The organism is Propioniciclava tarda, assembly GCF_900182665.1.
Taxonomy (GTDB): Bacteria; Actinomycetota; Actinomycetes; order Propionibacteriales; family Propionibacteriaceae; genus Propioniciclava; species Propioniciclava tarda.
The window spans coordinates 84,173-108,331 of the sequence record NZ_FXTL01000009.1 but is presented as its reverse complement, the minus strand read 5'-3'; the positions used below and the strand labels follow the sequence as shown (position 1 = coordinate 108,331).

Sequence of the window (24,159 nt, the reverse complement as noted above, 5' to 3'; positions counted from 1 at the left end):
TGCACGACGCCCACCAGCGTCGTCTTGCTCACCACCGCCAACGGCGGAACAATCAGATCCACAACCACCGTCCAGACCCGCCAGGGGTGGACTGATCAAAGCCGCGAAATGCGACATTTGAGCTGAAACAGGTCACTGCCCGTTCGGGCCCAGTGGCCTGTTCGAGGGTGGCGAGCCAGTTGGTGGTGAGGCTGTTGTGGCGGTCGGCGAGTTGGTTGGCGACGGTGGGGGTGAGGTGTCGGCAGATCCGCCACCACAGGGCTGAGGCTGCGTGGTCGTCGGGGAGTTGGCCCTCGCTGGCGGCGGCGCAGCGGCGCCAGCTCAGCACCAGATCCTCGCCCGTCAGGGCGAGCAGGCGTCCTTCGACGCGGGCTCGGGCCAGGCTGACATAGGGATGGTTTCGGCCGCTGACCGCGAGGACCATCCTCCTCGGCGTGTGCACCACCAGCTGCTTGACCAGCCTCAGCGCCCCCGGATCCGTCAGCTGGTGCACGTCGTCCAGCATCAGGACGAGGTAGGTCTGCGACAACGAGCGCAGGAGCGCCCGGCCCCAGTCGGCGTCACCCGGACGCCCGCCCCCCATCAAGTCTCGTACCGTGGGGACGAGCCCGCCGAGCGCGTCGATCAGATGCAGGGCGAGCGCAGCTTCGTCGTTGTGCTCGGGGCCGAGCCGGACGCCGATGGCCCGCAGGTCGGCATTCTCCTGCCAGGCCTGCAGCGCGGTCGTCTTGCCGTAGCCGGCCGGGGCAACGATGCTCACAACAGAGCCGAGGCGCACCTTGGCCAGCGACGACAAGAGCGTCGGCTTACCGATCCGCCAACTATTGGCGCGCGCCAGTGTCAATTCCTGCCTTCATGTCCCCCGCTTTCGGGCGTGCCGCGAACGGGCGTCAGTCCGAGACGTTTGCGACCGGCTTCCGCGAGCCGGCGCGCCGACCGCCACGCCGCGCCATCAACCGTGACATCGTCACTTCCGAGATGCCCAGGTAGCGGGCGATTTCGCGCTGGGTCAGTTGAGAGACCGCCTCGGGAGAGCGTGCGAGAAGTGCCTCGTAGCGTTCTTCGGAGGATCGCGTCAACCGCTCCTCTTCGCGCTGCGCCTGCCTGAGCGTCTGCTCCAGCAGAATGCGCGAGCGCAGCGTCGCCCACTCCGCGTGCCGACCGGCGAGCGTCGAGATGTGACGCGCATCCAGCAGGATGACCCGCGCCTCTGTCACCGCGGAGACCCGGTAGGACGGCGCCGGCGCCCTGTCGTACCCCATCGCCGCCGAGGACGGCTCCCGAAGCACGTCGCCGTACAGGGCGAAGAGGTTGCCCGAGACCTCGCCGCGCTCGAGGAAGGCGACCGTCATCTCGCGTCCCTCGTGGGCCACCGTCTGCGCCAACAGGCCACGCTCGACCAGGACCAGGTAGGGGAACGATTTGCCGGGCTCGCACAGCAAATCCCCAGAACACAGGTGCAGACTGGACGCCGAGGCCAGCAGAGTGTCCAGGCGCGGCAGGGGGCCGCCGCCGATCTCGGCGAGCAGCCGCGACGCGAACCCGTGGCGAAGCAGGGGACGGATGTTCTGGGGGGCCGTCAGCAGCACCTGGTCCGGATACAAGGCACCAGATGGATTCGTCATGGGCACCCACTCGACTCGCTTGATGGAACGCTCGGCAGCATTGGCCAGGGCATTCGTCACGGTAGTCTGACCCAGAGCGCCAACTACTACACACCGTAGCAAATGGGCAAGCAGCTCGAGGATTGATCAACACTTGACTACCCACGTCCTAGCAAGGCTCCGCGGCTCGCTGATTATGGCATGGCCGCGACGACTCTCCATAATGACATGGTGTCCGACCAGAGTGTGACCCCAGCGCCGACATCGAGTGACGAACGCCCGCGTCCGGAGCGCCGGACCAGCCGGCGCGCCCTGCTGGCGGCGGGCGGCGTCCTCCTGGCAGCCGGGCTCGGCGGCAGCGCCTACGTCGCCTGGGAGCTCTTCGCAGACCCGCTCATGGACCCGGCTGAAGCCGCCAAGGGCATCTCGGATCTGAAGGACGCCTGGGAGGCCGGCACCCCGGATCCCTTCACGCCGCACACCGTGCCGGGCACCGCGATCGCGTTGCTGCGCATTCCCGACTTCGGGGCCGACTTCGAGGTGCCCGTCGTGTACGGCACCACGAACGCCGCGCTGTCGAAGGGTGTCGGCTGGTTCGAGTCGACCGCCAAGCCCGGCGAGATCGGCAACTTCGCCGTCGCGGGCCATCGCGGCAGTCACGGCCCGTTCGTCAAGCTGCCGGGGCTCGCCGTCGGCGCCCGCGTCGAGGTGGAGACCCGTGAGTCGTTGTTCGTCTACGCGCTCGACAACCACCCGGCCGACACGGTGGTGCTGAACTCCGACACCTGGGTGCTCGATCCGGTGCCTGGTCAGCCGCCGACCACCAAGCCGACCGTGGCCAGGATCACGCTCATCACGTGCGCCGAGCTCTTCCACGCCCCTGATCGCGCCGTTGCTTTCGGCCACCTCGTGGAGTCCCGCGCCAAGTAGCCGCGGCGTGGGGCCCCGCCTCCGCGGAGCAATGCCACACCCCGCGACCTGTCGTCCTCCTGCGTCGCCGTCACGCTGCAGAAACAGGTGAAGACCCCCGGGCTCGCCCAGGTGGTTGTCTCGCCAGCACAACCTGAACCGCCTCCCCAGCACAACCTGAACCGCCTCCTCAGCACAACCTGAACCGCCTCCTCAGCACAAACCAAAGGGGTGGGCGGTGACCCTGTCGGATCACCGCCCACCCCTTGGTCGAGCTAGTCGCCCCTTACTTCGTGGTGCCCGCCGTCTTGCGACCGCGGCGTCCCACGAACAGGAGGCCAGCGCCTGCGATTAGCAGGAGCGGAGCCACGACGCCGGCCCACAGCGGGATGTCTCCACCCGTCTGCGGGAGCGTCTTGCGGCCGACCGGCACCGTCTCGTCATCGGTGGAGGTCACCGTGTCGGGGGTACCGGGCACATGACCGGTGGTCGTGGCCGTGTTGTCGATCGACCTGCGGTGCTCGACATCGTCGGACGTGACCGTGTAGCTGCCCGTCGTGCTGCAGATCGCGCTCTCGCCCACGCTGAGGCTGTCGACGCAGTCAGCGTCGTCCAGGCCCAGCATGTCGTCAGAGATCGTCACCGGAGCCAGCCGGACGCCACCGATGTTCGTCACCTTGAAGGTGTAGCGGATGGTCTCGCCCGCGTCCGCGTAGCCATTGCCGTTGAAGTCGTCCAGGTGGGCGATCTTGTCCAGCGAGATGGCCGGCGGCTCGAGGCCGAGCTCATCCTGAGCATCGTTGTCGGTGCCCGTCTCCGAGGTGTTGGTGTCGGTGCCGGGGACGTCCAGCGGGTTCGTCTCGGGGATCTCTCCCGGAGCCGGGGCCACGTAGGCCACGTTGTGAACCTTGCCGTACGCCTTGTGATTGATCTCGGCCACGACCTTGATCGGCTCGCCGGTGGCACCGGCTGCGAGCTGCACCGTGGAGGTACAGGTCACGTCGACACAGGTGTAGTCATCGCCGCTCATCGAGACCAGGGTCAGGCCTTCCGGCAGGACCTCGGTCACCGACCAGCCAGCGAGCGCGTCCGAGGGACCGTCGTTGTGCGGGGTCAGCGTGAAGGAGACTTCCTGCTTCTGGATGAAGGGACCGGCGGTGTCGAGCGACTTGGCCAGGGTGAGGTTCAGCTTCACCAGGCCTGCATCGATCGTCGGGTCGTCGGCCTTGGTGGCCTCGGTCAGGTTGGAACCCGTCTTCGGCGTGGTCACGTCAGCCTTGCCGGTCGTGACGTCCGGGTTGGAATCGGACACCGTCGCGCCGAGCGTCTGCGTCGTGAACGACGTGCCGTCCGGCTTCACAAACTCAACCGTGTACGCCGTGTTCGGGTACAGGCCCGCGAAGGCGTAGTAACCGTCGGCGTCCGTCGCCGTGCTGTCGACGACCACGCCACCCTTGATGAGGTTGACGGTCACGTCGGGCACGACCGGCTCCCCGGCAGTCTGCTGACCGTCGCGGTTGTTGTCCCACCAGACGTAGTCGCCGATGGAGACCGGCTTGACTTCCAGGTCTGCCTGGGCGTCGTTGTCGGTCGCGGTCGTTGAGGTGTCGGTGTTGTTGTCCGGCACGACGAGCAGGTTGGTCTCGGGCACGTCACCACTGACCGGCGCCACGTAGGCGACGTTGTGGATCTTGCCCAGGACGTCCGCGTTGACCGTCGCCGTCACCGTGATCGGCTTGCCGTCGGCGTTCGCCGCCAGCGGGTTCGCGGCGACGCAGGTCACACCGGTGCAGGTGTAATCCTCACCCTCCATCTTCACGAAGGTGAGCTGCGACGGGACGACCTCGGTCACCGACCAACCCGCCAGCGCGGCCACGGGACCGTCGTTGTGCGGAGTCAGCGTGAAGGTGACCGTCTGGCCCGGGTACCACGGGGACGCGGTATCGAGCTTCTTGGCCAGGGTCAGGTTGTACTTCACCAGGCCCGCGTCGATCGTCGGGTCGTCGGCCTTCGTCGGCTCCAGCGAGTTGTCGCCCTCGTCCGGCGTGGTCACGTCGGCCTTGCCGGTCGTGACGTCCGGGTTCGAGTCGGACGCCGTGGCCCCGGTCGTCTGCGTCGTGAACGACGCGTCCGCCGGCTTCACGAACTCGACCGTGTAGGCCGTGTGCGGCACCAGGTCGCCGAAGGCGTAGTAGCCGTTGGCGTCGGTCACCGTGGTCTTGCCGGTCGGCTGACCGTCCTTGAGCAGGTTGACCGTGATGCCCGGAACCGGAGCCTCACCGGCATCCTGCTGGCCGTCGCGGTCGGCGTCCCACCAGACGTAGTCGCCGATCGAGACCACGTCGACCGTCAGGTCGGCCTGGGCGTCGTTGTCGGTGTTCGTCTTCGAGGTGTCGGTGTTGGTGTCCGGCACCACGAGCGGGTTGGTTTCGACGATGTCGTTGCCCGCCGGGGACACGTACGCCACGTTGTGCGCGACGCCCGTGAAGTCGGCGTTGACGGTGGCCACGACCGTGATCGCCGGGCCGTTGCTGTTCGCGGCCAGGGCTGCGTTGTTCGTGCAGGTGGCTCCCGAGCAGGTGTAGCTGGCATCGGTCGAGGACATCGACTTGAAGGTCAGACCCGCCGGCAGCACGTCGGTCACCGACCAGCCCGCAAGGGCGGCCACCGGGCCGTCGTTGTGCGGGATGAGCGTGTAGGTGACGTCCTTGCCCACGAAGAACGGGCCGGCCGTGTCGAGCGACTTGGACAGGGTCAGGTTGTACTTGACCAGGCCCGCGTCGATCGTCGGGTCGTCGGTCTGGCCGGGCTCCGTCTTGTTCGAGCCGGAGGCCGGGGTCTTCACCGGGGCGTAACCGGTGTCGATCGCCGGGTTCGAGTCGGACGCCGTCGCGCCGGTCGTCTGCGTCGTGAACGACGAGCCGGTCGGCTTGACGAACTCGACGATGAAGTCGGCGTTCGGCTGCAGGTTGTTGAAGTAGTAGTAGCCGTTGGCGTCCGTCGTCGTGGTCTTGCCCGTGGGCTGGCCATCGGGCGTGAGCAGATTGACGGTGACCCCGGAAACCGGAGCCTCGCCCTGATCCTGCTGGCCGTCGCGGTCGACGTCCCACCAGACGTAGTCACCGATGGAGACCAGATCGACCTTCAGGTCGGCCTGGGCGTCGTTGTCGGTGTCGGTCTTGGAGGTGTCGGTCGTGGTGGTCGGAACGACGAGCGGGTTGGTCTCGTCGATGTCATCGGCATCGGGCGACACGTAGGCCACGTTGTGCGCGGTCCCGTTGAAGCCGTTGTCGATGGTCGCGACGAGCGTGATCGCCGGGCCGTCGGCGCCGGCAGCCAGCGCAGACTTCGCGGTGCAGGTCGCACCGGTGCAGTCGTAGTCAGTACCGGTCATCGACTTCAGGGTCAGACCGGCCGGCAGGATGTCAGTCACCGACCAACCCGCCAGCGCGGCCACAGGGCCATCGTTGTGCGGCGTCAGCGTGAAGGTGACGTCCTGACCCGGAACGAACGGACCGGCCGTGTCGAGCGACTTGGCCAGGACCAGGTTGTACTTGACCAGACCGCCGTCGAGCGTCGGATTGTCCGTCACGTTGGCGCCGGTGGCGTTGGAGCCGGAGGCGGGCGCGGTGAAAGCGATCTGGCCGTTGGCCGGATTCACGTCCGAGTCCGTCTTGTCCGTCGCCGGGTCGTTCGACGTGTCGTTCGAGGCGTTCTGCGTGGTCCAGGTCGAACCGTCGGGGGCCGCGAACTTCAGGATGTAGTTCTGGCCGGCGACGAGGTTGTTGAACCAGTAGTAGCCCTGTCCGTCCGTCGTGGTGGTACGACCCGTCGGGGCGCCGGTGGCGTCCAGGAGGTCGACCTTCACGCCCGCAACCGGGAGCTCGGTGGCGCTCTGCAGGCCGTCACGGTTGGCGTCCCACCAGACGTAGTCACCGATCGAGACCGGGGCGTCGTAGAACCCGAAGTCCAGCGTCAGGTCCTTCTGGCCGTCCGTGGTCATCAGCACCGAGGTGGCCGAGCCGGTGGAGGAGTCAACCGCGGTGTCCCCGCCCTGGTTAGCCAGGGTCGGCGCCAGGCCGGCCAATGCGGTCGCAGAGGCGGCCGTATCGATCGACACCGTGTAGGTGTGGCCGACCGGGAGCAGCGGGAACAGGTAGTAGCCGTTGTCGTCGGTCGTGACCGAGCCCACCGGGTGGCCGAGCACATCGGTCACCGCGTTGCCGGACTCGTCCTTGATCGTCAGTACGACGCCCTTGATGCCGGGCTCGCCGGAATCCTGGATGCCGTCGTGGTCGGTGTCCTTCCAGACGTAGTCGCCCACGCTGACCTGCGCGATCGGCTTGATTAGACCGGCGTCGAGCGTCGGGTCATCGGCCTTGTCATGCCCGCCGAGGTTCTTCGACACGCCCTCGACCCACGTCGGGGCCGTGAAGCTGATCGTGCTCGTGGTCGGGTCGACATCGGAGTCGGACTTGTCAGCGCCGGAGTTCTGGGTCGTCCAGGTGTATCCGGACGGCTTCTCGAACTCGAGGGTGTAGGCGGCCTTCTCGGTCAGGTTCTGGAACCAGTAGTAGCCGTCGGCGTCCGTCGTGGTCGTGCCGACGACGTTGCCATCCTTGTCCTTGAGCGTGACCTTGACGCCCTGGGCAGGAAGCTCGCCGGCGTCCTGCTGGCCGTTGTAGTTGGCGTCGTACCAGACGTAGTCACCGACGGAGACGTACGGAGCCGGAATGATGATGCCGACCTTGCGGGGCTCGCTCGCCTGCAGGCGGACGGTGCTGCGGTTCTCCGCGACTTGGTAGGCGCGCTGCGCCGCCGAGTTCCACGCGACCGACAGGTCGAGAGGATCGATGGTCGAGCGGATGGCGTCAGCCGGGGCCTTCAGCGGGATGACGAACACCAGCTTGGTGCCCGGGGCCCACGTCTCGCCGGCGCCCTGGTACGCCTTGATCCGGAACGACTTCACCGAGGACCAGTCAGAGACGCTGGTGACCCAGGTGTCGTCACAGGAACCGCCCTGCCAGTTGTTGTCGGCTGAGCCGGCGGCGACCTCGGGACGGCAGGGGTTCGAGGTCGTGTTGTACTCGATGATCGCGTTGGAGCCGGTCGCCGAGCTCAGCGTGCCGTCCAGGGTGATCGGACCGGTGAGGACCGGCCGCCATTCCGTCTTCCGGTTGCCGGTGGACAGCGTCTGGCTGACGCCCGTGTCACCGACGTAGGGAAGGATGTCGTAGACGACGGTGTTCGTCAGCGGCACGTTGCCCTGGTTCGACCAGCGCAGCCGGTAGGTGAAGTCGCCACCCGCCAGGGTCTGGGCGACGCAGGGGAAGCGGGTGAAGCCGTCCCAGTCCGGGCAGCTGCTGGACGCCTTGCCGGTCGCCTCGGCGACGTTCGGCTCAGTGCCCTTGTCCCACTTCTGCAGGCCGACCGCGGCGGCGGTGTCGATCGACACCGAATCCTGGGCGGAGCAGGGAGCTAACGCCTGGGTGTCCCAGTTGCAGGTGGCCTGGTACTCGTCAGGGACGCTCACAGCCATGGTGTTGGTGTACGTGGCAGCCGCGACCCCGTCCTTGGCCCGGACCGCGAGGCGGATCCGGTACTTCTGGCCGTCCTGGCTGGTGCGCTGGGGCAGATCGATGTTCGAGAAGGTGATCTTCGTCGTTCCATCGGGCTGAACCTCGGCCGTGTAGGGCGGCGTCGTGGCGCTCGCGCTGCATCCGGTGCCGTTGCCATCCCACGTTCCGGCGACCTCGAGGCAGGGGGCGGTCTCGGTGATGAGTTCGAACCCCGCGGGCAACGTGTCGACGATGGTGGACGTCTTCGGCTCGTTGATCGCGAAGGTGCGCCACTCGAGCAGCCACTCGAACTCGTCGCCCGGCACCAGGTGGCTACCACCGGTTGCCGTGACGTGGGTCTTGCTCGGGAAGATCTTCGCCTGCGGCTTGTCCTTCACCGTGTAGGCGGCGCACGGGCCGGTGGCCTGCTGGCTGCCTTCGATGCTCATGCAGTTCGTCAGAGCGAAGCCCACCGGGGCGTCGTCCGCGACCGTTCCGGTGACCACGTACCCGGCGTAGCTGTTGACGGGCAGGTTGTGTGTCGTGACCTTGACGGCCTTCGCCCCGGCCGGGACGTTGAAGGTGTCAGAGTGGGCGAAATCGATCTCGGCGCTCCAGTTCGTGCCGTCCATCGAGTAGGAGAGCTTACCGGCCCCGACCTGGCTGGGCGTGAACCAGTCAGAGGCGACGACCTTCACGTTGACGAGGTGCGCGGGCAGCGTGTCGATCATCGTGAGGTCGGCGGCCTCCACGTTCCCGGTGTTGTGAGCCTGCACGACCCAGGACACCGTGTCGCCGGGCTCCGGGTCGGTGTACGAGGTGCCCCACTTGTACATCGAGATTTCGATGTCGGGTTCGACGAGCTTGACCTTCGCCTCGGCCGTCAGCTGGGTACCGGGATGGCCGTCGGCGTAGGTGACGTCCGCGGTGGCCTTGTTGACCGGCTCGTCGCCGGCACTGAAGGTCGGCGACGGGAACTTGACCGTGATGTAGGCAACGAAGGAAGAGGTGCACGGGTCGCCGTTCCCGCAGGACATCCCGTCCGTGGCGGAGATCGAGGCACTCGGGAACGTGATGGTCCCGGCTCCGTCGTACGTGCCGATGCTGTAGGGGTATTCAGTGTTCGCCGAAATGAACTCGGCGCCGGTCGGAAGGGCGTCCTTCAGCACGACCGACGTGAGGTCGACGCCGCCGGGCGCGACGGTGCCGTTGACCCAGGGGCGCGTCAAGCGCACCTGGTAGGTGACCGTGCCGTCCACGGCGGGATCCCCGTCAGGCAACGTCTTGTACTTGGTGAGCCCCCAGTCGTAGACCGCGGCGGGGGCGGGATTCACGACGATCGTCACAATGTCCGACTTGACCGGCGTCGGGGCGTCGGGGGTCGACGCGCTCGCCTGATTGTCGATCGTGCGACCGGTGTTGGTCGGGACCGACTTGACGTTGGCGTTGACCACGATGTCGAGGGAATCGCCATCCTGGAAGTACTTCGTCTCATCGGTCGCGGAGCCGATGACCCAGGTCAGGGTCTGACCCGTCTGGGTGAAGGCCACCGGGAGGTTCTTGGGATTCCCGCCCACCGTGTAGTTGGTGTACGTCAGGTTCGGGTCCAACACATCGGTGATGGTGCCCGTCTTGCAGGGGTCCTCCAGGCTGGAGCACTGGATGTTCAGCCGATACGTGACGGTGTCGCCCTTGTCGTAGGCGTCCTTCTTGTTGCTGATGGCCTTGGTGATGCCGACGACAGCGCCCTCGGCGTGTGCCGCTGGCGCGGTGAGGCCCAAGGTGCCCAAGGCCAGCACCAGGGACAGCACCATCCCGAGCCAGCGTCTTGGCCACGTACCTGCGCGCCGTTTGACTGTGCGTGATGAATCCATTTTTCGCCTTCCTACCGGCGGGGTATGGGAGGTTGCGCTGGTCCGCGTATCCCCCCGGACGGAGACAGACCCCACCCCGATCAGGCGGAAGGCTATTGAGGGCTCCGACCCTGAGCCACGCGGGCTTATCACGCGATAAGGCGGCACGCTGCGGCGACACCCCCGGGAGAACCCTGAGTCTCAAGAGATGGTCGAGGCATTGCCAGAGGGGAAGTCGGGCCGCCGACCGGCCCCCTCCGTGCCAGTACGGTGGGGACGTGCCCCTGCACCTGCAGCGCCAACGCGAGATCGTGGAAATCCTGACCCGGAACGGCTTCGGGATCCTGGTCGCGGCGTCCGGGCTCGACAAGGAGTGGCCGAGCCGCCGGATCGTCCACGCGCTGACGCCCGAGGAGTACCGCATGGACGCCGCGCTGGCGTCCCCCACGATCGTGCGGCGGACGCTGGAGGAGCTCGGGCCCACGTTCATCAAGCTGGGGCAGATCCTCTCGACGAGGCCAGACCTGGTCCCCCTGCGTTCCAGGCCGAACTCCCGAGTTTTGCACCCGGTGAGTACAGATTGCTGCTCTGGCAAGGGGGTTCGGGCTGTTTTCGGGGGTTCACGGACGCAGTGAAACAAGCCGTTTTGGCGGCCCGGGCGAGGTCACGTCGCCAGGCGCGGAGCTCGGGCAGGGTGGCCCAGGCCTGGTTCAGGCTCGTGCCGGTGGCCTGGTCGATGGTGTCCCACGCTTGGGGCCGGACGATCCGGTGCACGCCGTCCCCGACGGGAATGGCGTCGAGGTGGCGTACGGCGTCGAGCAGTTGTGCGGCGGGCAGGCCAGGTCCAGCGTTCCAACAACCGGGTGACGAGCAGGGCGAGGAAGCAGAGCGCGAAGTGGGCCTCGATATGGGCCCGGGTCCGGGCGTAGACCGGGCGGCTGTTCAGGTCCGTCTTGCTGACCCGGAACGTTTGTTCGATGTATCGCCCCGGGTTTCTTAGAGGCTCCCGGTTGTTGTGACGAACTCGGTTGAGCTGGTCTGTGGTTGATCGTAGAACGTTGCCTCGTATTCGGCGGGTGGCTGGTAGCCGATCTCGCTGTGGAGGCGTCGGTGGTTGTACCAGTCGATGTACTCGGTGACGGCGAATTCGAGGTCGCTGTGGCCGTGCCAGGGGCCACGGTTGCGGATGAGTTCGGCTTTGAATAGCGAGTTGAACGCTTCGGCGGCGGCGTTGTCGTAGCTGTCCCCGGTCGAGCCGACCGAGGCGACCACGCCGGCGTCAGCGAGCCGCTGGGTGTAGCGGATCGCTCGATACTGAACTCCCTTGTCGGAGTGATGTATCAAGGCAGACAAGTCTCGTTGTTCCCGAGCCCGGCGCCACAGCGCCATGTCGAGGGCGTCGAACGCGAGCCGGGTGTGCAGGCTGGTCGAGAGCTGCCAGCCCACGATCATCCGTGAGCACATATCCAGGATGAACGCCGCACAGCCGTCGAACGTGCGAATGTAGGTGATGTCGGCCACCCACAGCCGATCCGGAGCCTCCGCTGTGAACTGACGTTGCACCTTGTCAGTCGGCATCGGCGAGCTGGCCGGGATCGTGGTCCGCGGCGTCTTGGCCTTGCTGATCCCACGCAGCCCGTTGGCCCGCATCAACCGTTCCACGGTGCAGCGCGCCACGTCGGTGTGCCCCTGGCGGTGGAGTTCGTGCCAGACCCTCCTGGCTCCGTACACGCCGTAGTTCGCCTGGTGCACGCTCGCGATGACCCGGACCAGGCCAGCATCGGAACGAGCGCGGGCCGACGCAGGCCGTGTCTTGAACGCGTAGTAGGTGCTCGGGGCGATCTTGATGCCATGGCCACTGAGGACCCGACAGATCGGCTCGACCCCGTGCTGGCTACGGTACTCGTCGATGAAGCCGACGATCACCGTTGTAGGCGGTCGAGCTCCGCCTGTGCGAAATACGCGCTCGCTTGCCGCAAGATCGTGTTCGCCCGTCGCAGTTCACGGTTCTCTCGTTCCAACGCGGCGATCCTCGCCCCGTCGTCGCTGGACACACCTTGGCGGACCCCACCATCGACCTCGGCCTGGCGGACCCAGTTCCGCAACGCCTCGGGATGAATCCCCAGCTGTTTGCCGATCCGAGAGATCGCCCCCGCCCGCGACGCCGGATCCCGACGCGCCTCGACCGCCATCCGGGTCGCCCGGTCCTTCAACTCCTCCGAGTACTTCCTCGGTGCTGCCATGACTCCCATCCTCCCGTGTGATGAGAGCCTCCATCAGACCCGGGGCGATACACGCCGGGTGGTCCCATGACTGGCAATCCAAGTGGTCCCATGAACCTGGCAGAAAACCCGCTACCCCGGTCCCATGCTCATGGCAGGCGACATTCGGGGACGCCGTCAGCGGACTCCGCTCCGGCGACCGTGACGCGGGAACGATCGGAGAAGGTCCGTCTTCGGGGACGCCGTCAGCGGACTCCTCTCGGGCGCCCGTGCCGCGGGATTGTTGGAGAAGGTCAGCCACGGGGGCGGGGGCTCTCGCAATTACGCGATCGACGGCTTCTGCCCGCGAAGCCGCGTTGCCAGCCCACGTCGCCGTACAGCGCCCGGAGCGCCTCCCGTGAGGCCCGCGTTGTGGGGACGCCTTTCACCGCACCAGCGACGGTGAAGCGGAGTGGCCACGAGCCCGACATCTCGCGGGGGTCGGCGACCGAGATGCTCAGCACGTGGCGGGGGCCTCCGTCGGCCGCGGGACTGCCGAACTGGGGGCCGCGACGTTGGCCCATGACGAGTGGCTCGACGGAACGTCAGGCCACCGCGCGAGGCCGCGCCGGCACGCGCGAGGCGTGCGAGCCCGCATCGTGGGGACGTCACGAGCCCACTGCGCCACACCGCTACCGTGACGCGGTGACCGACACGAGCCCAGCCCGCCCCGGCGCCGGGCTCGGACTCGCGCAGGGCACGGCGATGACCGTGGGTGCCGTGCTGGGGACCGGGGTCCTGTCGCTCCCAGCCCTCGCCGCCCAGATCGCCGGACCCGCCTCGCTCCTGGCCTGGCTCGCGCTCGTCGTCTTGTCCATCCCGCTCGCGGCGACGTTCGCCGGGCTCGGCGCGCGCCACCCGGACGGCGGCGGCGTCGCCACCTACGCCCGCCTCGCTTTCGGGCCGAAGGCGTCCGCGGTCGTGGGCTGGCTCTTCTACTTCGGCGTGCCGATCGGCGCGCCCCCGGCCGCCGGCTTCGCGGGCGCCTACGTCGCCGACCTCCTCGGCGGCGGACGCGTCACCCAGACGGTCGTCGTGGTGGTCCTGATCGGGGCCGTCGTCACGATGAACTGGTTCGGGATCAAAGTCTCTGGACGCCTCCAGCTCCTGATCGCCGGTGGGCTGGCCGCACTGCTCGCCCTAGCCACGGCGGTGTCGCTCCCCCACGCGCGACTCGCCAACCTGACGCCGTTCGTGACGCACGGCTGGGCCGCGGTCGGTACGGCGGCCTCGTTGCTCGTCTGGGCGTTCGCGGGCTGGGAGGCGGTCGCCTCCCTCTCCGCCGAGTATTCAGACCCGCGTCGGCAGATCCCCCGCGTGACCGCGATCGCGCTGGCCATCATCGGCGTGCTCTACCTCGGGGTGTCGTTCGCGGTGGTCGCAGTCCTCGGGACGCATCCCTCGGCCGCCCCCCTCTCAGACCTGCTCGAGCTCGGCTTCGGCCCGGCGGCGCGCCCGTTGACGGCCCTGATCGCGGTCCTGCTGTCCTTTGGCGCGATGAACGCCTACATGGCCTCGGTGGCCCGGCTCGGCGCCGCCCTCGGACGCGACGGCGCGCTGCCGTCCTGGTTCGGACGCACCCACGGCGGCGAGCCCCGGAACTCCCTGGCGGTCGTGACGGCGCTCTCGTTGCTGGTGGTCGCCATCCTGACCATCGTCGGCCTCCCGATCGAGACGGGCGTGCTCTTCGTCACGGCCGCGTTCAGCCTGGTCTACGTGGTGGCGACCGCCGCGGCCGTCAAGCTCCTGCCACGCGGCACGACGGTGTGGTTCGGCGCGCTGCTCTCGGTCGCCGGAACGGCCGTGCTCACCCTCCTCGGCGGCTGGCACCTGGTGCCCACGGTCATCGTCGCGACGCTCGCCGTGGCGTACGTCTCGCGTCGCCGCTGATCACCTCGCTCCAGTCAGCGCGGAGTGGCACCGACGAGCGGCGGCGGACGTGATCCGGCGGACGTGATTCGGCGAGTACGGCGCGGATGCCCACGCGTGGGCATGCCCGCGTCCGCGGGGGCCGGGGCTGGTCGGGCGGCAGGTGCCGCGGGGGCCACCGGCGCCACGACCGCGGGGGTCGTCGCCTCGTCCGCCGCCGGCGACGCTCACGCGGGCTCAAGCGGACATCGACCGACGGACCGCGGCTCGAATCAACGTCGACGCGACCCGGTCCACACCGGCGTCACCCGCGTGCCCGCCGCTCTACGACGACAGCGTTAAGCGCCGCAGCCGCGCCGCCAACCGTGCGCACGTCTCGGCCGCCATGGGCAGGCCGGCACGGTTCAGGTGCCCGTGCGGGACGCCGCACATCGTGACCAGTTCGACGTCCACCCCGTCGGCGGCCAGCTGCCGGGCAAACTCCTCACCGGACGCGCGTAGCGAGTCGAACTCGGCGTTCTCGATGAAGGTCGACGGGAACCCGGCCAGGTCCGTCGCGACGCCCGGGAAAGCGTAGGGCGTAGCCATCTGCACCGGACCCCCCAGGTAGTTCACCGAGAAACTGTCATCGGTCCCGAAGAGCAGGGCGGGTGGCGTCCGGACGAGACAGTCACGCAATTCATCAGAGAACCCCTCGCCCGCCGCGTGCAGCGCCGGGTAGACGAGCAGCGCCTGCCACGCCGGCTGACCTTCGTCGCGTCCGCGCAGGGCGACGGACGCCGCCAGGTTGCCGCCCGCGCTGCCGCCGCCGACGGCCAGCCGCTCGGGATCGATCCCCAGGTCGGACGCCTGCGCGCGAGTCCACTGCCAGGCCACCCAGCAGTCGTCGTGCGGGATGGGGAAGTGGACGCCGCCGAGCGCCAGCCGGTAGTCCACCGAGACGACCACGGCGTCCGCCGCTGCGGCCACGAGCCGAGCCGTCTGGTCGGCCTCGGGCATGTCCAGGTCGCCGAAAACGAAGGCCCCGCCGTGAATCCACACCAGGCCGGGCCGCGCGTCGGCGTCCGACATTGGACGGTAGATCCGCAGCGAAACCGGACCATGCGGGCCGGGCGCGACGGCGTCCTCAACACGAACGTCGGGGAGCTCGAGGGCGTCGAAGGGGGCGTCGAAGGCGGCCCGGCGGGCGGCCTGGCCGGGGGTGTCCGGGAGGGCGACGAGGGAGGGGGCGGCGAGGCCGTCGAGGAGGTGCAGCCGCTCCGCGAACAGCGGATGGAATTCGCCCGTGCCGGGGCGAGCGGAGTCGGATGCGGATCCCATGCGGCCTTCCTTGCAGCCGGACGCGACGCTGGTCAGAGGCCGTCCGGGTGCGGTCGAACCACTCTCGCACCGCGCGTCCGGCGGCGCAATCGGACGCCCGCTACTTGATGCCGTCGCGCAGATCCTGGGTGAACTGGGCCGTTTCCTGGGCGGTGTGGCGGGTGCTGGCCTCGACTTTCACGGCCGATCCCGTGGGTAGCAGGATCGTGCACGTCGCGCCCTTGCCCGTCTTGCTGACCCCGACACAGTAGACGTCGCCCTGCTGGAGGCGGGTGTCCGCGGCGGCCTTGTTGAAGGCGGCCGCGGGGTCGGGGGCGTCCTTCACGATGGACGCCGTGTACAGGTCACCCGATCCGGCGCGGTAGGTGCCGCTGTCGTAGATCGTGGCGGACGACTTCTGCGTGGAGGAGTCCAGGGCGTAGCTGCCGACCCGGGCGGGCAGGTGCGACATCTTGGGCGAGAAGGCGCCCAACAGCCACGCGATCGCGAAGCCGACGATCACGAGGACGAGCAGTGCGGCGCCGATCAGGACCAGCGGGTTCATGCCGGGACGAGCGGTGGAGGGTCCGTCCGGCGTCGGCGGCTCGGCGACGGGAGGCTGGGTGTTCTCGGAGTGGGATAGCGGCGGGAAGGCTATGGGGGCCTGCGGCGAAGTTGTGGCGGGCGGGGCGGACGGGACCCCGCCCTGGGCGGGCGGCTGGTAGCCCTGTGCAGGAGCTGGCGCGTGGCCGCCCATGCTGGGTGGGGTGTAACCGGTAACCGGCTGGGCGGGCGTCGAGTGCGCCCCGCCGCCGACGCTCGGCGGCGTGTAGCCGGCGGTGGGATGCGTGGGCGTGGACTGCGCCTCTCCGACGCTCGGCGGGGTGTAACCAGGAGCGACGGCCTGCTGAACTGGCGGCTCGGCGGCCGGGGGTGCGTAGCCCTTGGACGTCGGGGAGTCCGCTGGGCTGCCGGGGACGGGAGGTCCGTACGACGGCACCGTCGACCCAGACGCCCCCGCGTGCGACGGTGGCCCATAGCTGGGGACGCCGGAGGCTGGCGCAGCGGCCGGCTCGGAGGTGGTCGGGGCGTCGCCGCCCGAGGCGTCCGGCTTGCTGGGCGCGGCAGAGTCCGGCGGCTGGTACGGCGGCGTGCTCATGGGTGCATCGTAGGTCCGTGACGATGGCGCGCGGCGGAGCACGGGCCGCACCGTTTCGATCGATCCAGTCGGATCTCCGTCTGCGATCACGCGGCTCTGGCGCCGACGGCGTCCGATCATGGAAGATCGCTGAGCAGCGTCGGACGTGCCGATCGAGAAACCTACGGTACCGTAGGTAACGTGAAGACCGAGTTGAAGGAGCCTGTCGTGTCCGCCGTCGAGCCAAAGCCTACGTGGCGCGGTTGGCTGCACACGGGCATGACGCCGCTGGCCCTGGTGGGCGGGCTGGCGCTGCTGATCCTGACGCCGACGGTCGGTGGACGCGCCGCCGCCGCGGTCTACCTGCTGGCGTCGCTCGCCCTGTTCGGCAACAGCGCGGTGTACCACCGGGGAACCTGGAGCGACCGGGTCCGCGCGGTGCTGCGGCGCGTCGACCACGCCAACATCTTCGTGTTCATTGCGGGCACCTACACGCCCATCGCGGTGCAACTGCTCAGCGGAACGTCGCGGGCCGTCCTGCTGGCGCTGATCTGGGGGATCGCCCTCGCCGGCGTCGCGTTTCGGGTGTTCTGGCTCGGGGCGCCGCGGTGGCTCTACACGGCCCTGTACGTGGTGATGGGGTGGGTGGCGATGTTCTGGCTGGTCCAGTTCTGGACCGCCGGCGGCCCCCTCGTCGTGGCGCTGATCGTCGCTGGCGGGCTGATCTACAGCTACGGCGCGCTGGTCTACGGGCGGAAGCGTCCGAACCCGGCGCCCGCGGTGTTCGGCTATCACGAGATCTTCCACGCGTGCACCATCGCCGCGGCGGCCGCCCACTACGCCGCGATCTGCGTCGCAACGTTCGCTCGCTGACGCTCGCCCCCTAGGGCCACTCATCGATCGACCGGCCGGCCGTGCGCCCACCCAACCTGATTTTGGTCACTCTCAACGCTGAGATCAGGCTGCGATCGCGCGTAGACCCCACTGAGAGTGACCAAAAACGGGTTTGTCTGGAGTTGGCGCCAGACCCGCGAGCTGCGGCCGCCCGTATCCGACCGGCCCCTGCCGGCGATGCTCCCACCTCCCTAGTGATCTCCCACCACGGTGGGTGATCCGCCAGCGCTCGACGTAGACACCGACCCGGTTTTCGTCACTCTCAACGAGGCAATCGCACGCAATCAGGCGTCGTCGCGGTCGTGAGCGGGACCAAAATCGGGTTGCAGGTCGTGGCGCCGCCGGACTGACCCAGTCGACGCTTCACACCTCGCGTCGGGCTCGAACGCTCGGGACGGCGTCCATGGTCCCGGTCGCCACAGCGACGAGACACGCACGGGACGCGTCGTTGTGCGCGCCCTAGCGCGGCTCCCGCGACGACCGGATCAGCCTTCGCGGTAGGCGATGCCCATGCCGCCGCGCGGGTACTGCCAGCGGTATCCCTGCGTCACCAACACGGCGCACGCGCCGCACTCCAGGCACGCGGCGGCGTCGGCGGTAACCCGTCCGGAGACCTCCTGGACGAAGACCCGCGCCGGACAGATGGCGACCAACACCCGACCCAGGGCGGGGTCCAGGCCAGCATCCACCTCGAGATGCGCCTCCACATCCGTGACGAAACGGTTCGTCGCCAGCCGCTGCTCGACGCCCTTCACAGCCCGCGCACCCCCGCCCACAGGTCGCCGACCAGGTCTTTTGCCCGCACGCCCGATCCCTTCAGCGCTCCCCGGACCACCGATCGCAGCGGACGCCTCGGCGTCCCGTCGTGCGCGAACGCACCGCGCAGGGCGTCGGCGAGGAGGCGTCCGTAGTCGTCGTACAGCCGCGGCCTCGCGAGCACGCCCGGCGTCCGCGCGTAGGTCGTCAGGTCCCGCCCGACGACACCGGACATCAGGTCGCGGCGATAGGCGTCCAGGGACGCCTTCGACACATCGGACGCCGCCAGCGCCGCCTCGATCGCGCGCGCGGCGGCCAGTCCGGACGCGGCGGCGAGGTCCATGCCCCGGATCGTCAGCCCGGTATTGATCGTCAGGCCGGCGGCGTCTCCGACGGCCACGATGCCGTCTCCGACGAGGCCACCGAGCCCTCGCAGCCCGCCCTCGGCGACCAGGTGCGCGCCGTACTCGACGACCTCTCCGCCCTGCAGCAGCCCCCCCACGAAGGGGTGATCGCAGAAGTGCTCGAACACCTCGGCGGACGAGCGCCCACTCGCGGCGAGGGCGTCCAGTCGGACGACGATCCCGACCGAGACCGAGTCGAGGTTGGTGTAGAGAAAGCCGCCGCCCGGGACGCCGAGGGTCGCGTCCCCAACGACCGCATAGGACGCCCCCTCGTCGCCCGCGAGCCGGAACCGGTCGGCGAGGACCGTCCGCGGCAGGGCGACCACCGCCTTCACCCCGAGCCCGAGGTGCGCCGGATCATCCGGTCCGCGCAGGCCCGCGTCCTTGGCGACGAACGAGTTGATCCCGTCCGCGGCCACGACCACGCGCGCGGTGAGGTCGTCCTCGCCCGCCCGGACGCCGACCACCCGCCCCTCGTCGCGCAGCACCGAGTCGACCCGGACCCCGGTCAGCACCGTCGCCCCGGCCTCCTCGGCGCGGGACGCCAGCCACGGATCGAGCTTGGCGCGCAGCACCGAGACCGCGTTCGCCGGGGACCCCAGTCGCGCGTCCGCATAGTCGAGCCCCACGGACGCCTCAGCCTTCAGCGTCTGCAGGACGTGGCGCGTGATCCGCCGCTCGACGGGCGCCCCGTCGAACACCTCCTCCAGCCCTCGCCCGAACAGGACGCCGCCGGACAGGTTCTTCGACCCCGGGGTTTCACCCCGCTCGATCAGGACGACCTCGCGTCCGGCATTCGCCAGCTGACGAGCCACGACGTTGCCCGCGATGCCGGCCCCGACGACCGCGACATCGAAGTCGGGGGTCACGACAGCGCCCGGATCAGCGCCGGCACGATCTCGTAGAGATCGCCCACGACGCCGTAGTCCACCTCGCCGAACAGGGGGCTGGCGGCGTCCGTGTTGACCGCGACCACGACGCCCGAACTGCGCACCCCGACCACGTGCTGCAGCTGCCCGGACACCCCCAGCGCCACGTACAGCTCGGGCGCCACGCGGCGTCCGGTGAGCCCGATCACGCGATCGTGAGGCAGCCAACCGAGCCCCGAGATCGGCCGGCTGCACGCCACGTCGGCGCCCAGGCGCGCCGCGAGGTCGCCGATGACCGCGAGGTCTTCTGCCGCCCGGACGCCTCGTCCGACCGCGACGATCCGACGGGAGGTCCCGAGGTCGACGGACGCCGCGGGCGCCGGTTGGCTGTCGACGATCTCCAGTCCGGACGCCGACGCCAGCACTACCCGCTCGACAACCACGCTCGTGCCGGAGTCGACCAGGCCCCCGCCGTCGGCCACCAGGACGGCCCGCTCGACAGCCACCGTGCGCTCGGCGATGCCTCCGTGGACGCCGTGCGTCATCAATCCGTTCTTCAGGCCGATCGGCAGAGTCAGCAAGGGGGCGTCCAACGCCACCGCAAGGCCGCCCGCCAGGGCCCGCTCGGCGTCGGAGGCCGGCACCAATACCAAGTCCGCCCCGGCCTCGGCCACCAGGGACGCGACCGCGCCCCGATACGCCTCGACCGGCCCGGATGTCTCCGCCCAGACGACGCGCCCGACGCCCGAGCGCGCGACGGCGTCCGCCACGGAGGCCGCCCCGAGCACCAGTGCCACCGGCTCCGGATCGACCTCGCGCGCCAGGTCGATGAGCGAGCCGATCGCCGCCGACGTCGTCACGATCCAGGCTTTCACGACAGAACCCCGGCCCCGCGCAGCGCGCTGACAAGCGAGGACGCCGCCGCGTCGGCGTCCGAGCCATCGATCATCACCCGCCGCCGCGGACGCTCCGCCGGGCGCGCCCTGCCCACCATCTGGGGCGCCGACAGCCGGACGCCGAGGGCGTCCAGCTCGACCGCCTCGGACGGCTTGCGTCCAGCCGCGAGGACGTCTCTCATGCCCGGGACGCCGACCGTCGCGGCGTCCGAGGCGAGCGAGAGCACCACCGGACGCCCGCAGCGGACGGTCTCGCGCGCGGCGTCCGTTCTTCGCTCGACGAGCAGGGCGCCAGGGCATCCGGACACCGAACCGACCCCCGAGAGCACAGGCCATCCGAGGTCTGCGGCCAGTACCGAGGGCACCAGTTGGGCGCCCTCGTCCACGGACGCCTCGCCGGCCAACACCAGCTCCACAGCGCCGACGTGGCGGACGAGCGCGGCCAAGGCACGTCCCGTGGTCAACGCATCCGCGCCGGCCAGGCGGTCGTCTGCGACGATGACGAGACGGTCCAAACCCCGGGCCAACAAGGCTTTCCGCGCGAACGGCGTTCCGAGGTCGGCGGCGCCGACCGACACCCCGACCAGTTCGGCGCCGAGGGCGTCCGCGAGCAGACGTCCGACGACGAAGGCGACGGCGTCGTAGTCCGAGACCGCCGGACGCGCCCGCGACCAGTCGACGGAGCCGTCCGGAGCGACGGAGGCGTCCTTCGGATCAGGCGCCCACTTGGCGGCGACGGCGATTCTCACCCGAGCATTGTCGCCGACGGACGGCGCCCGCGCTCAGCCGAGCGTGCAGTCGATGCAGACGTCGGGCGAGACCACGCCGGTGCGCGCGAGCAGGGCGTACAGCTTGCAGCCGACGCAGAACGCGAAGGCGGCCTCGAGGAAGGGGAAGACAACCATCAAAACGCCGATCAGTTGGACGCCGAGGGTCAGGTCCACGGGGGTGAACCGCGAGATCGCGGCCAGGGCGGTGGCCGCGGTAGTCATGACGGCTCCGATGGCCGCAGCGAACCGCTTCGGCGCGTAGGCCACCGGACGCGGGCTCGCCGGGATGAGCGGACGGATCCGGCGAGCGGCGAGGTGCGCGAGCACGCTCACGCGGGGGCCACCGAGCGCGCGCGAGGCGAAGTCGACGGCGAGCGGGGCGTACAGCCAGTACTGGCCGCTGACAAGGGCCGTCGAGGTGAGAAGGAGGACGAGTCCGGCGACGATGCGGACGTTGACCTCGTCAACGGCCGTGGGGATCAGCTTGAGGCGGACAGGGTTGTCGAGCGTGGTGATGGCGTTCATGAGGTGACTCCGATGGTGGCTGGCTGACAGGGACGGGCGCGCGGAAGCGCTTCGTTCAGCGACAGCAGCAGCCAGCCACGAGCAGCAGGTCGATATGCCTGCGCGTGACGAGTCGTTCCACCATGGGGCTCACCCTAGGCGGCTGGTGGTTGAAAGATCAACCGGCTGCGTGGATCGTGGCGCTCACGATCACGCGGTCCGCGTCGTAGCCAACCACGGTTTGGCCAGGGGCGATGCCGTGGATGGGGGCGTCCAGGGTGACGCGGAGGCGTCCGTCCGTCGCCGCGAACGTCGCGGCGACGGGCTCGCCGTGAGCCCGGACTTGGGCGAGCCCGCGCCAGGCGTCCGGGCGGGGGCGTCCGGCCCAGGTCGGCGTCCCGCCCGTCAGCGCGGAAACCGCGAGCCGCTCGCGCGGACCCACCACGACCACGTTGTCGGCGACCGAGATGCTCAGCACGTGGCGGGGGCGTCCGTCGGCCGCGGGCCTGCCGAGATGGAGGCCGCGACGCTGGCCGACGGTGAAGGCGTGCGCTCCCTCATGCGCACCGACGACCTCGCCGGACTCGTCCACGATGTCGCCCGGACGCGTCCCGAGGCGCTTGGCCAGGAAACCCGCGGTGTCCCCGTCGGGGATGAAGCAGATGTCATGGCTGTCGGGCTTGGCTGCCACGGAGAAGCCACGGGCGGCGGCCTCGGCGCGAACCTCTGACTTCAGCGAATCCCCTAGTGGGAAGAGCGATCGCTTCAGTTGATCTGACGTCAGCACGCCGAGCACGTAGCTCTGGTCCTTGCCGGGGTCCTTGGCGCGGAGCAGCGCCGGCTCGCCGTCGATCTCGACGCGTCGGGCGTAGTGGCCGGTGGCGACGGCGTCGTAGCCGAGGGCCACGCCGCGGTCGAGGACGGCCGCGAACTTGATTTTCTCGTTGCAGCGCAGACACGGGTTGGGGGTGCGCCCGGCGGCGTACTCGGCGACGAAATCGTCGATCACGTCGGCCTCGAAGCGGTCGGAGAGATCCCAGACGTAGAAGGGGAGTCCCAGGCGATCGGCGACACGGCGGGCGTCGTCAGCGTCCTCGCGCGAGCAGCAGCCTCGCGACCCGCAGCGCATCGCGGCGGGAGTCTTGTCGAGGGCGAGATGCACGCCCGTGACCTCGTGCCCAGCGTCCACGAGGCGCGCGGCAGCCACAGCGGAGTCCACCCCGCCGGACATCGCGGCCAGCACGCGCATGGTCACCCTTTCGTTCGGACGCCCAGGGTACGTCAGCCCCAACCCGGTTTTGCGCACCCTCAACGCTCGAGGGGGACCTGGAAACGCACCGCCGGTGCGCCGAGAGTGACGAAAATCGGGTTGGCGCCCTGCGAGAGTCGCGTCTGCGTCACAAGCGCCTCACACAAACGCCGCAGTCAGCGATCGGCCAACCGGATCAGAACGCAGCCTGGGCTCGGGACACCGCGTCGGGCAGCGCCGCCAAGAGCCGATCAACGTCCGCCTCGGTCGACTGCGCGCCGAACGAGAACCTCAGCGCCCCGGATGCCTCCTGCGGCGTCCGGCCCATCGCCAGCAGCACATCGCTCGGCTGCGGCACCCCGGCATGACAGGCCGATCCAGTCGAGCACTCAACCCCGGCCGCATCCAGCAGCATCATCACATCGCCGGCCCGAACGCCGGGCACGTACACGTTCACGATGTTCGGCGACGTCACCCCGCCATTGACCGATGCCCCGCTGACAAGCCCCACCACCCCATCGACGAGCCGCGCCCTCAGCCCAGAAAGGCGCACCGTCTCCGCTTCCAACCGACCTACCGCACCACGCACAGCTGCCGCCAGCCCGACCGCGAGCGTCGCGTTCGACGTCCCCGGACGCAGCTCGCGCTCCTGCGAGCCGCCGAATCCCAACGCGATCGGGGCCACCTCGCGCCGGACCAGCAGCGCCCCGATGCCGACCGGCCCGCCCAGCTTGTGAGCGGTGAACGACAGCAGGTCCAGCCCCGACGCCCCGAACGCCACCGGCAGGTGCCCCACCGCCTGCACCGCGTCCGTGTGCACCCAGGCCCCCACCGCCTGCCCGCGCGCGACGACCTCGTCGATCGGCTGGATCACGCCCGTCTCGTTGTTCACCCACATCACGGACGCCACCGCGACCCGCTCGTCGAGCAGCCGGTCGAGCTCGTCCAGGTTCAGAGCGCCCGAGTCATCCACCGAAGCCACCCGAACCTCGGGCAGCTTCTTGGACACCGCTAGCACCGCCGGATGCTCCGTCGCCGACACGACCACGGCCTCCCGCGCCGAATCCCGCGCGACCCGCGCCGCCTGCCCGCCGAGCACCGCCAGGTTGTCGCCCTCGGTGCCCCCCGAGGTGAACACGACCTCGATCGGGGACGCCCCCAGGTCCGCCGCGATGGACTCGCGCGCGTCCTCCAGCAGAGCCCGGCGTCGGCGTCCGGACGAGTGCAGCGAACTCGGATTGCCCACCGCGAACTGCACCGCCGCCATGGCCTCCGCGACCTCGGGCAGCAGGGGCGAGCTGGCGGCGTGGTCGAGGTAGGTCATGG

17 protein-coding genes and 1 other annotated feature are annotated in these 24,159 nt (G+C 69.5%); of the genes, 4 read left to right on the top strand and 13 right to left on the bottom strand.

Features of this window, described 5'->3' with window-relative positions; all coding sequences use genetic code 11:
- Nucleotides 1–52: 52 nt before the first annotated feature.
- Entirely contained in the window at nt 53–844 is a 792-nt protein-coding gene (locus tag FN821_RS08585; protein WP_131172187.1) for an AAA family ATPase, read from the bottom strand.
- 46 nt (nt 845–890) lie between these two features.
- Nucleotides 891–1,685 carry a Crp/Fnr family transcriptional regulator gene (locus tag FN821_RS08580; RefSeq protein WP_131172186.1) on the bottom strand — a complete coding sequence of 265 codons (795 nt, stop codon included), beginning with the start codon at nt 1,683–1,685 and terminating at the stop codon, nt 891–893.
- A gap of 150 nt (nt 1,686–1,835) precedes the next feature.
- Between FN821_RS08580 and FN821_RS08575 the strand changes: the two genes are divergently transcribed.
- Nucleotides 1,836–2,534, top strand: a complete 699-nt coding sequence (locus FN821_RS08575) for a sortase (RefSeq protein ID WP_165489309.1) — start codon at nt 1,836–1,838, stop codon at nt 2,532–2,534.
- Between the two features lie 265 nt (nt 2,535–2,799).
- Here the strand turns inward: FN821_RS08575 and FN821_RS08570 are convergent, their stop codons facing one another.
- Nucleotides 2,800–9,885 (bottom strand): SdrD B-like domain-containing protein, encoded by a 7,086-nt coding sequence (locus tag FN821_RS08570; RefSeq protein ID WP_165489308.1) that lies wholly within the window; start codon nt 9,883–9,885, stop codon nt 2,800–2,802.
- 317 nt (nt 9,886–10,202) lie between these two features.
- Between FN821_RS08570 and FN821_RS08565 the strand changes: the two genes are divergently transcribed.
- Nucleotides 10,203–10,559 (top strand): hypothetical protein, encoded by a 357-nt coding sequence (locus FN821_RS08565; RefSeq protein ID WP_131172183.1) that lies wholly within the window; start codon nt 10,203–10,205, stop codon nt 10,557–10,559.
- A gap of 361 nt (nt 10,560–10,920) precedes the next feature.
- On the opposite strand, the gene FN821_RS08560 is transcribed toward FN821_RS08565, so the two are convergent.
- A protein-coding gene (locus FN821_RS08560; RefSeq protein WP_131172182.1) for an IS3 family transposase occupies nt 10,921–12,167 on the bottom strand; the annotation gives its coding sequence in 2 pieces (ribosomal slippage) (nt 10,921–11,885 and nt 11,885–12,167; 1,248 coding nt in all).
- Nucleotides 11,758–11,889: a sequence feature (AL1L pseudoknot), on the bottom strand. It overlaps the preceding gene by 132 nt.
- 663 nt (nt 12,168–12,830) lie before the next feature.
- Between FN821_RS08560 and FN821_RS08555 the strand changes: the two genes are divergently transcribed.
- Nucleotides 12,831–14,075 carry an APC family permease gene (locus tag FN821_RS08555; RefSeq protein WP_241660168.1) on the top strand — a complete coding sequence of 415 codons (1,245 nt, stop codon included), beginning with the start codon at nt 12,831–12,833 and terminating at the stop codon, nt 14,073–14,075.
- A 303-nt stretch (nt 14,076–14,378) separates the two neighbouring features.
- On the opposite strand, the gene FN821_RS08550 is transcribed toward FN821_RS08555, so the two are convergent.
- Both FN821_RS08550 and FN821_RS08545 read right to left on the bottom strand, forming a co-directional pair.
- Nucleotides 14,379–15,374, bottom strand: a complete 996-nt coding sequence (locus tag FN821_RS08550) for an alpha/beta hydrolase fold domain-containing protein (RefSeq protein WP_131172180.1) — start codon at nt 15,372–15,374, stop codon at nt 14,379–14,381.
- 100 nt (nt 15,375–15,474) lie between these two features.
- The gene (locus FN821_RS08545) at nt 15,475–16,512 is read right to left on the bottom strand and encodes a hypothetical protein (protein WP_131172179.1); all 1,038 of its coding nucleotides are present in this window, start codon (nt 16,510–16,512) and stop codon (nt 15,475–15,477) included.
- Nucleotides 16,513–16,692: 180 nt separating this feature from the next.
- Here FN821_RS08545 and trhA point away from each other — a divergent pair, with 180 nt between their 5' ends.
- Complete coding sequence (gene trhA / locus FN821_RS08540; protein ID WP_241660167.1) at nt 16,693–17,364, top strand: PAQR family membrane homeostasis protein TrhA; 672 nt, start codon at nt 16,693–16,695, stop codon at nt 17,362–17,364.
- A gap of 506 nt (nt 17,365–17,870) precedes the next feature.
- On the opposite strand, the gene FN821_RS08535 is transcribed toward trhA, so the two are convergent.
- From FN821_RS08535 to FN821_RS08505, 7 genes are all read right to left on the bottom strand, one after another.
- Nucleotides 17,871–18,140 carry a ferredoxin family protein gene (locus FN821_RS08535; protein WP_131172177.1) on the bottom strand — a complete coding sequence of 90 codons (270 nt, stop codon included), beginning with the start codon at nt 18,138–18,140 and terminating at the stop codon, nt 17,871–17,873.
- Complete coding sequence (locus FN821_RS08530; RefSeq protein WP_131172176.1) at nt 18,137–19,414, bottom strand: FAD-dependent oxidoreductase; 1,278 nt, start codon at nt 19,412–19,414, stop codon at nt 18,137–18,139. The genes FN821_RS08535 and FN821_RS08530 overlap by 4 nt, the downstream gene beginning before the upstream one ends.
- On the bottom strand, nt 19,411–20,289 hold the full coding sequence (locus FN821_RS08525) for an electron transfer flavoprotein subunit alpha/FixB family protein (protein WP_165489307.1): 879 nt from the start codon (nt 20,287–20,289) through the stop codon (nt 19,411–19,413). The genes FN821_RS08530 and FN821_RS08525 overlap by 4 nt, the downstream gene beginning before the upstream one ends.
- Nucleotides 20,286–21,059 (bottom strand): electron transfer flavoprotein subunit beta/FixA family protein, encoded by a 774-nt coding sequence (locus FN821_RS08520; RefSeq protein WP_131172174.1) that lies wholly within the window; start codon nt 21,057–21,059, stop codon nt 20,286–20,288. The genes FN821_RS08525 and FN821_RS08520 overlap by 4 nt, the downstream gene beginning before the upstream one ends.
- A gap of 33 nt (nt 21,060–21,092) precedes the next feature.
- Nucleotides 21,093–21,605 (bottom strand): DUF4395 domain-containing protein, encoded by a 513-nt coding sequence (locus FN821_RS08515; RefSeq protein WP_131172173.1) that lies wholly within the window; start codon nt 21,603–21,605, stop codon nt 21,093–21,095.
- A 157-nt stretch (nt 21,606–21,762) separates the two neighbouring features.
- The gene (gene mnmA / locus FN821_RS08510) at nt 21,763–22,833 is read right to left on the bottom strand and encodes a tRNA 2-thiouridine(34) synthase MnmA (protein ID WP_131172172.1); all 1,071 of its coding nucleotides are present in this window, start codon (nt 22,831–22,833) and stop codon (nt 21,763–21,765) included.
- A 196-nt stretch (nt 22,834–23,029) separates the two neighbouring features.
- The gene (locus tag FN821_RS08505) at nt 23,030–24,157 is read right to left on the bottom strand and encodes a cysteine desulfurase family protein (RefSeq protein WP_131172171.1); all 1,128 of its coding nucleotides are present in this window, start codon (nt 24,155–24,157) and stop codon (nt 23,030–23,032) included.
- Nucleotides 24,158–24,159: the final 2 nt, after the last annotated feature.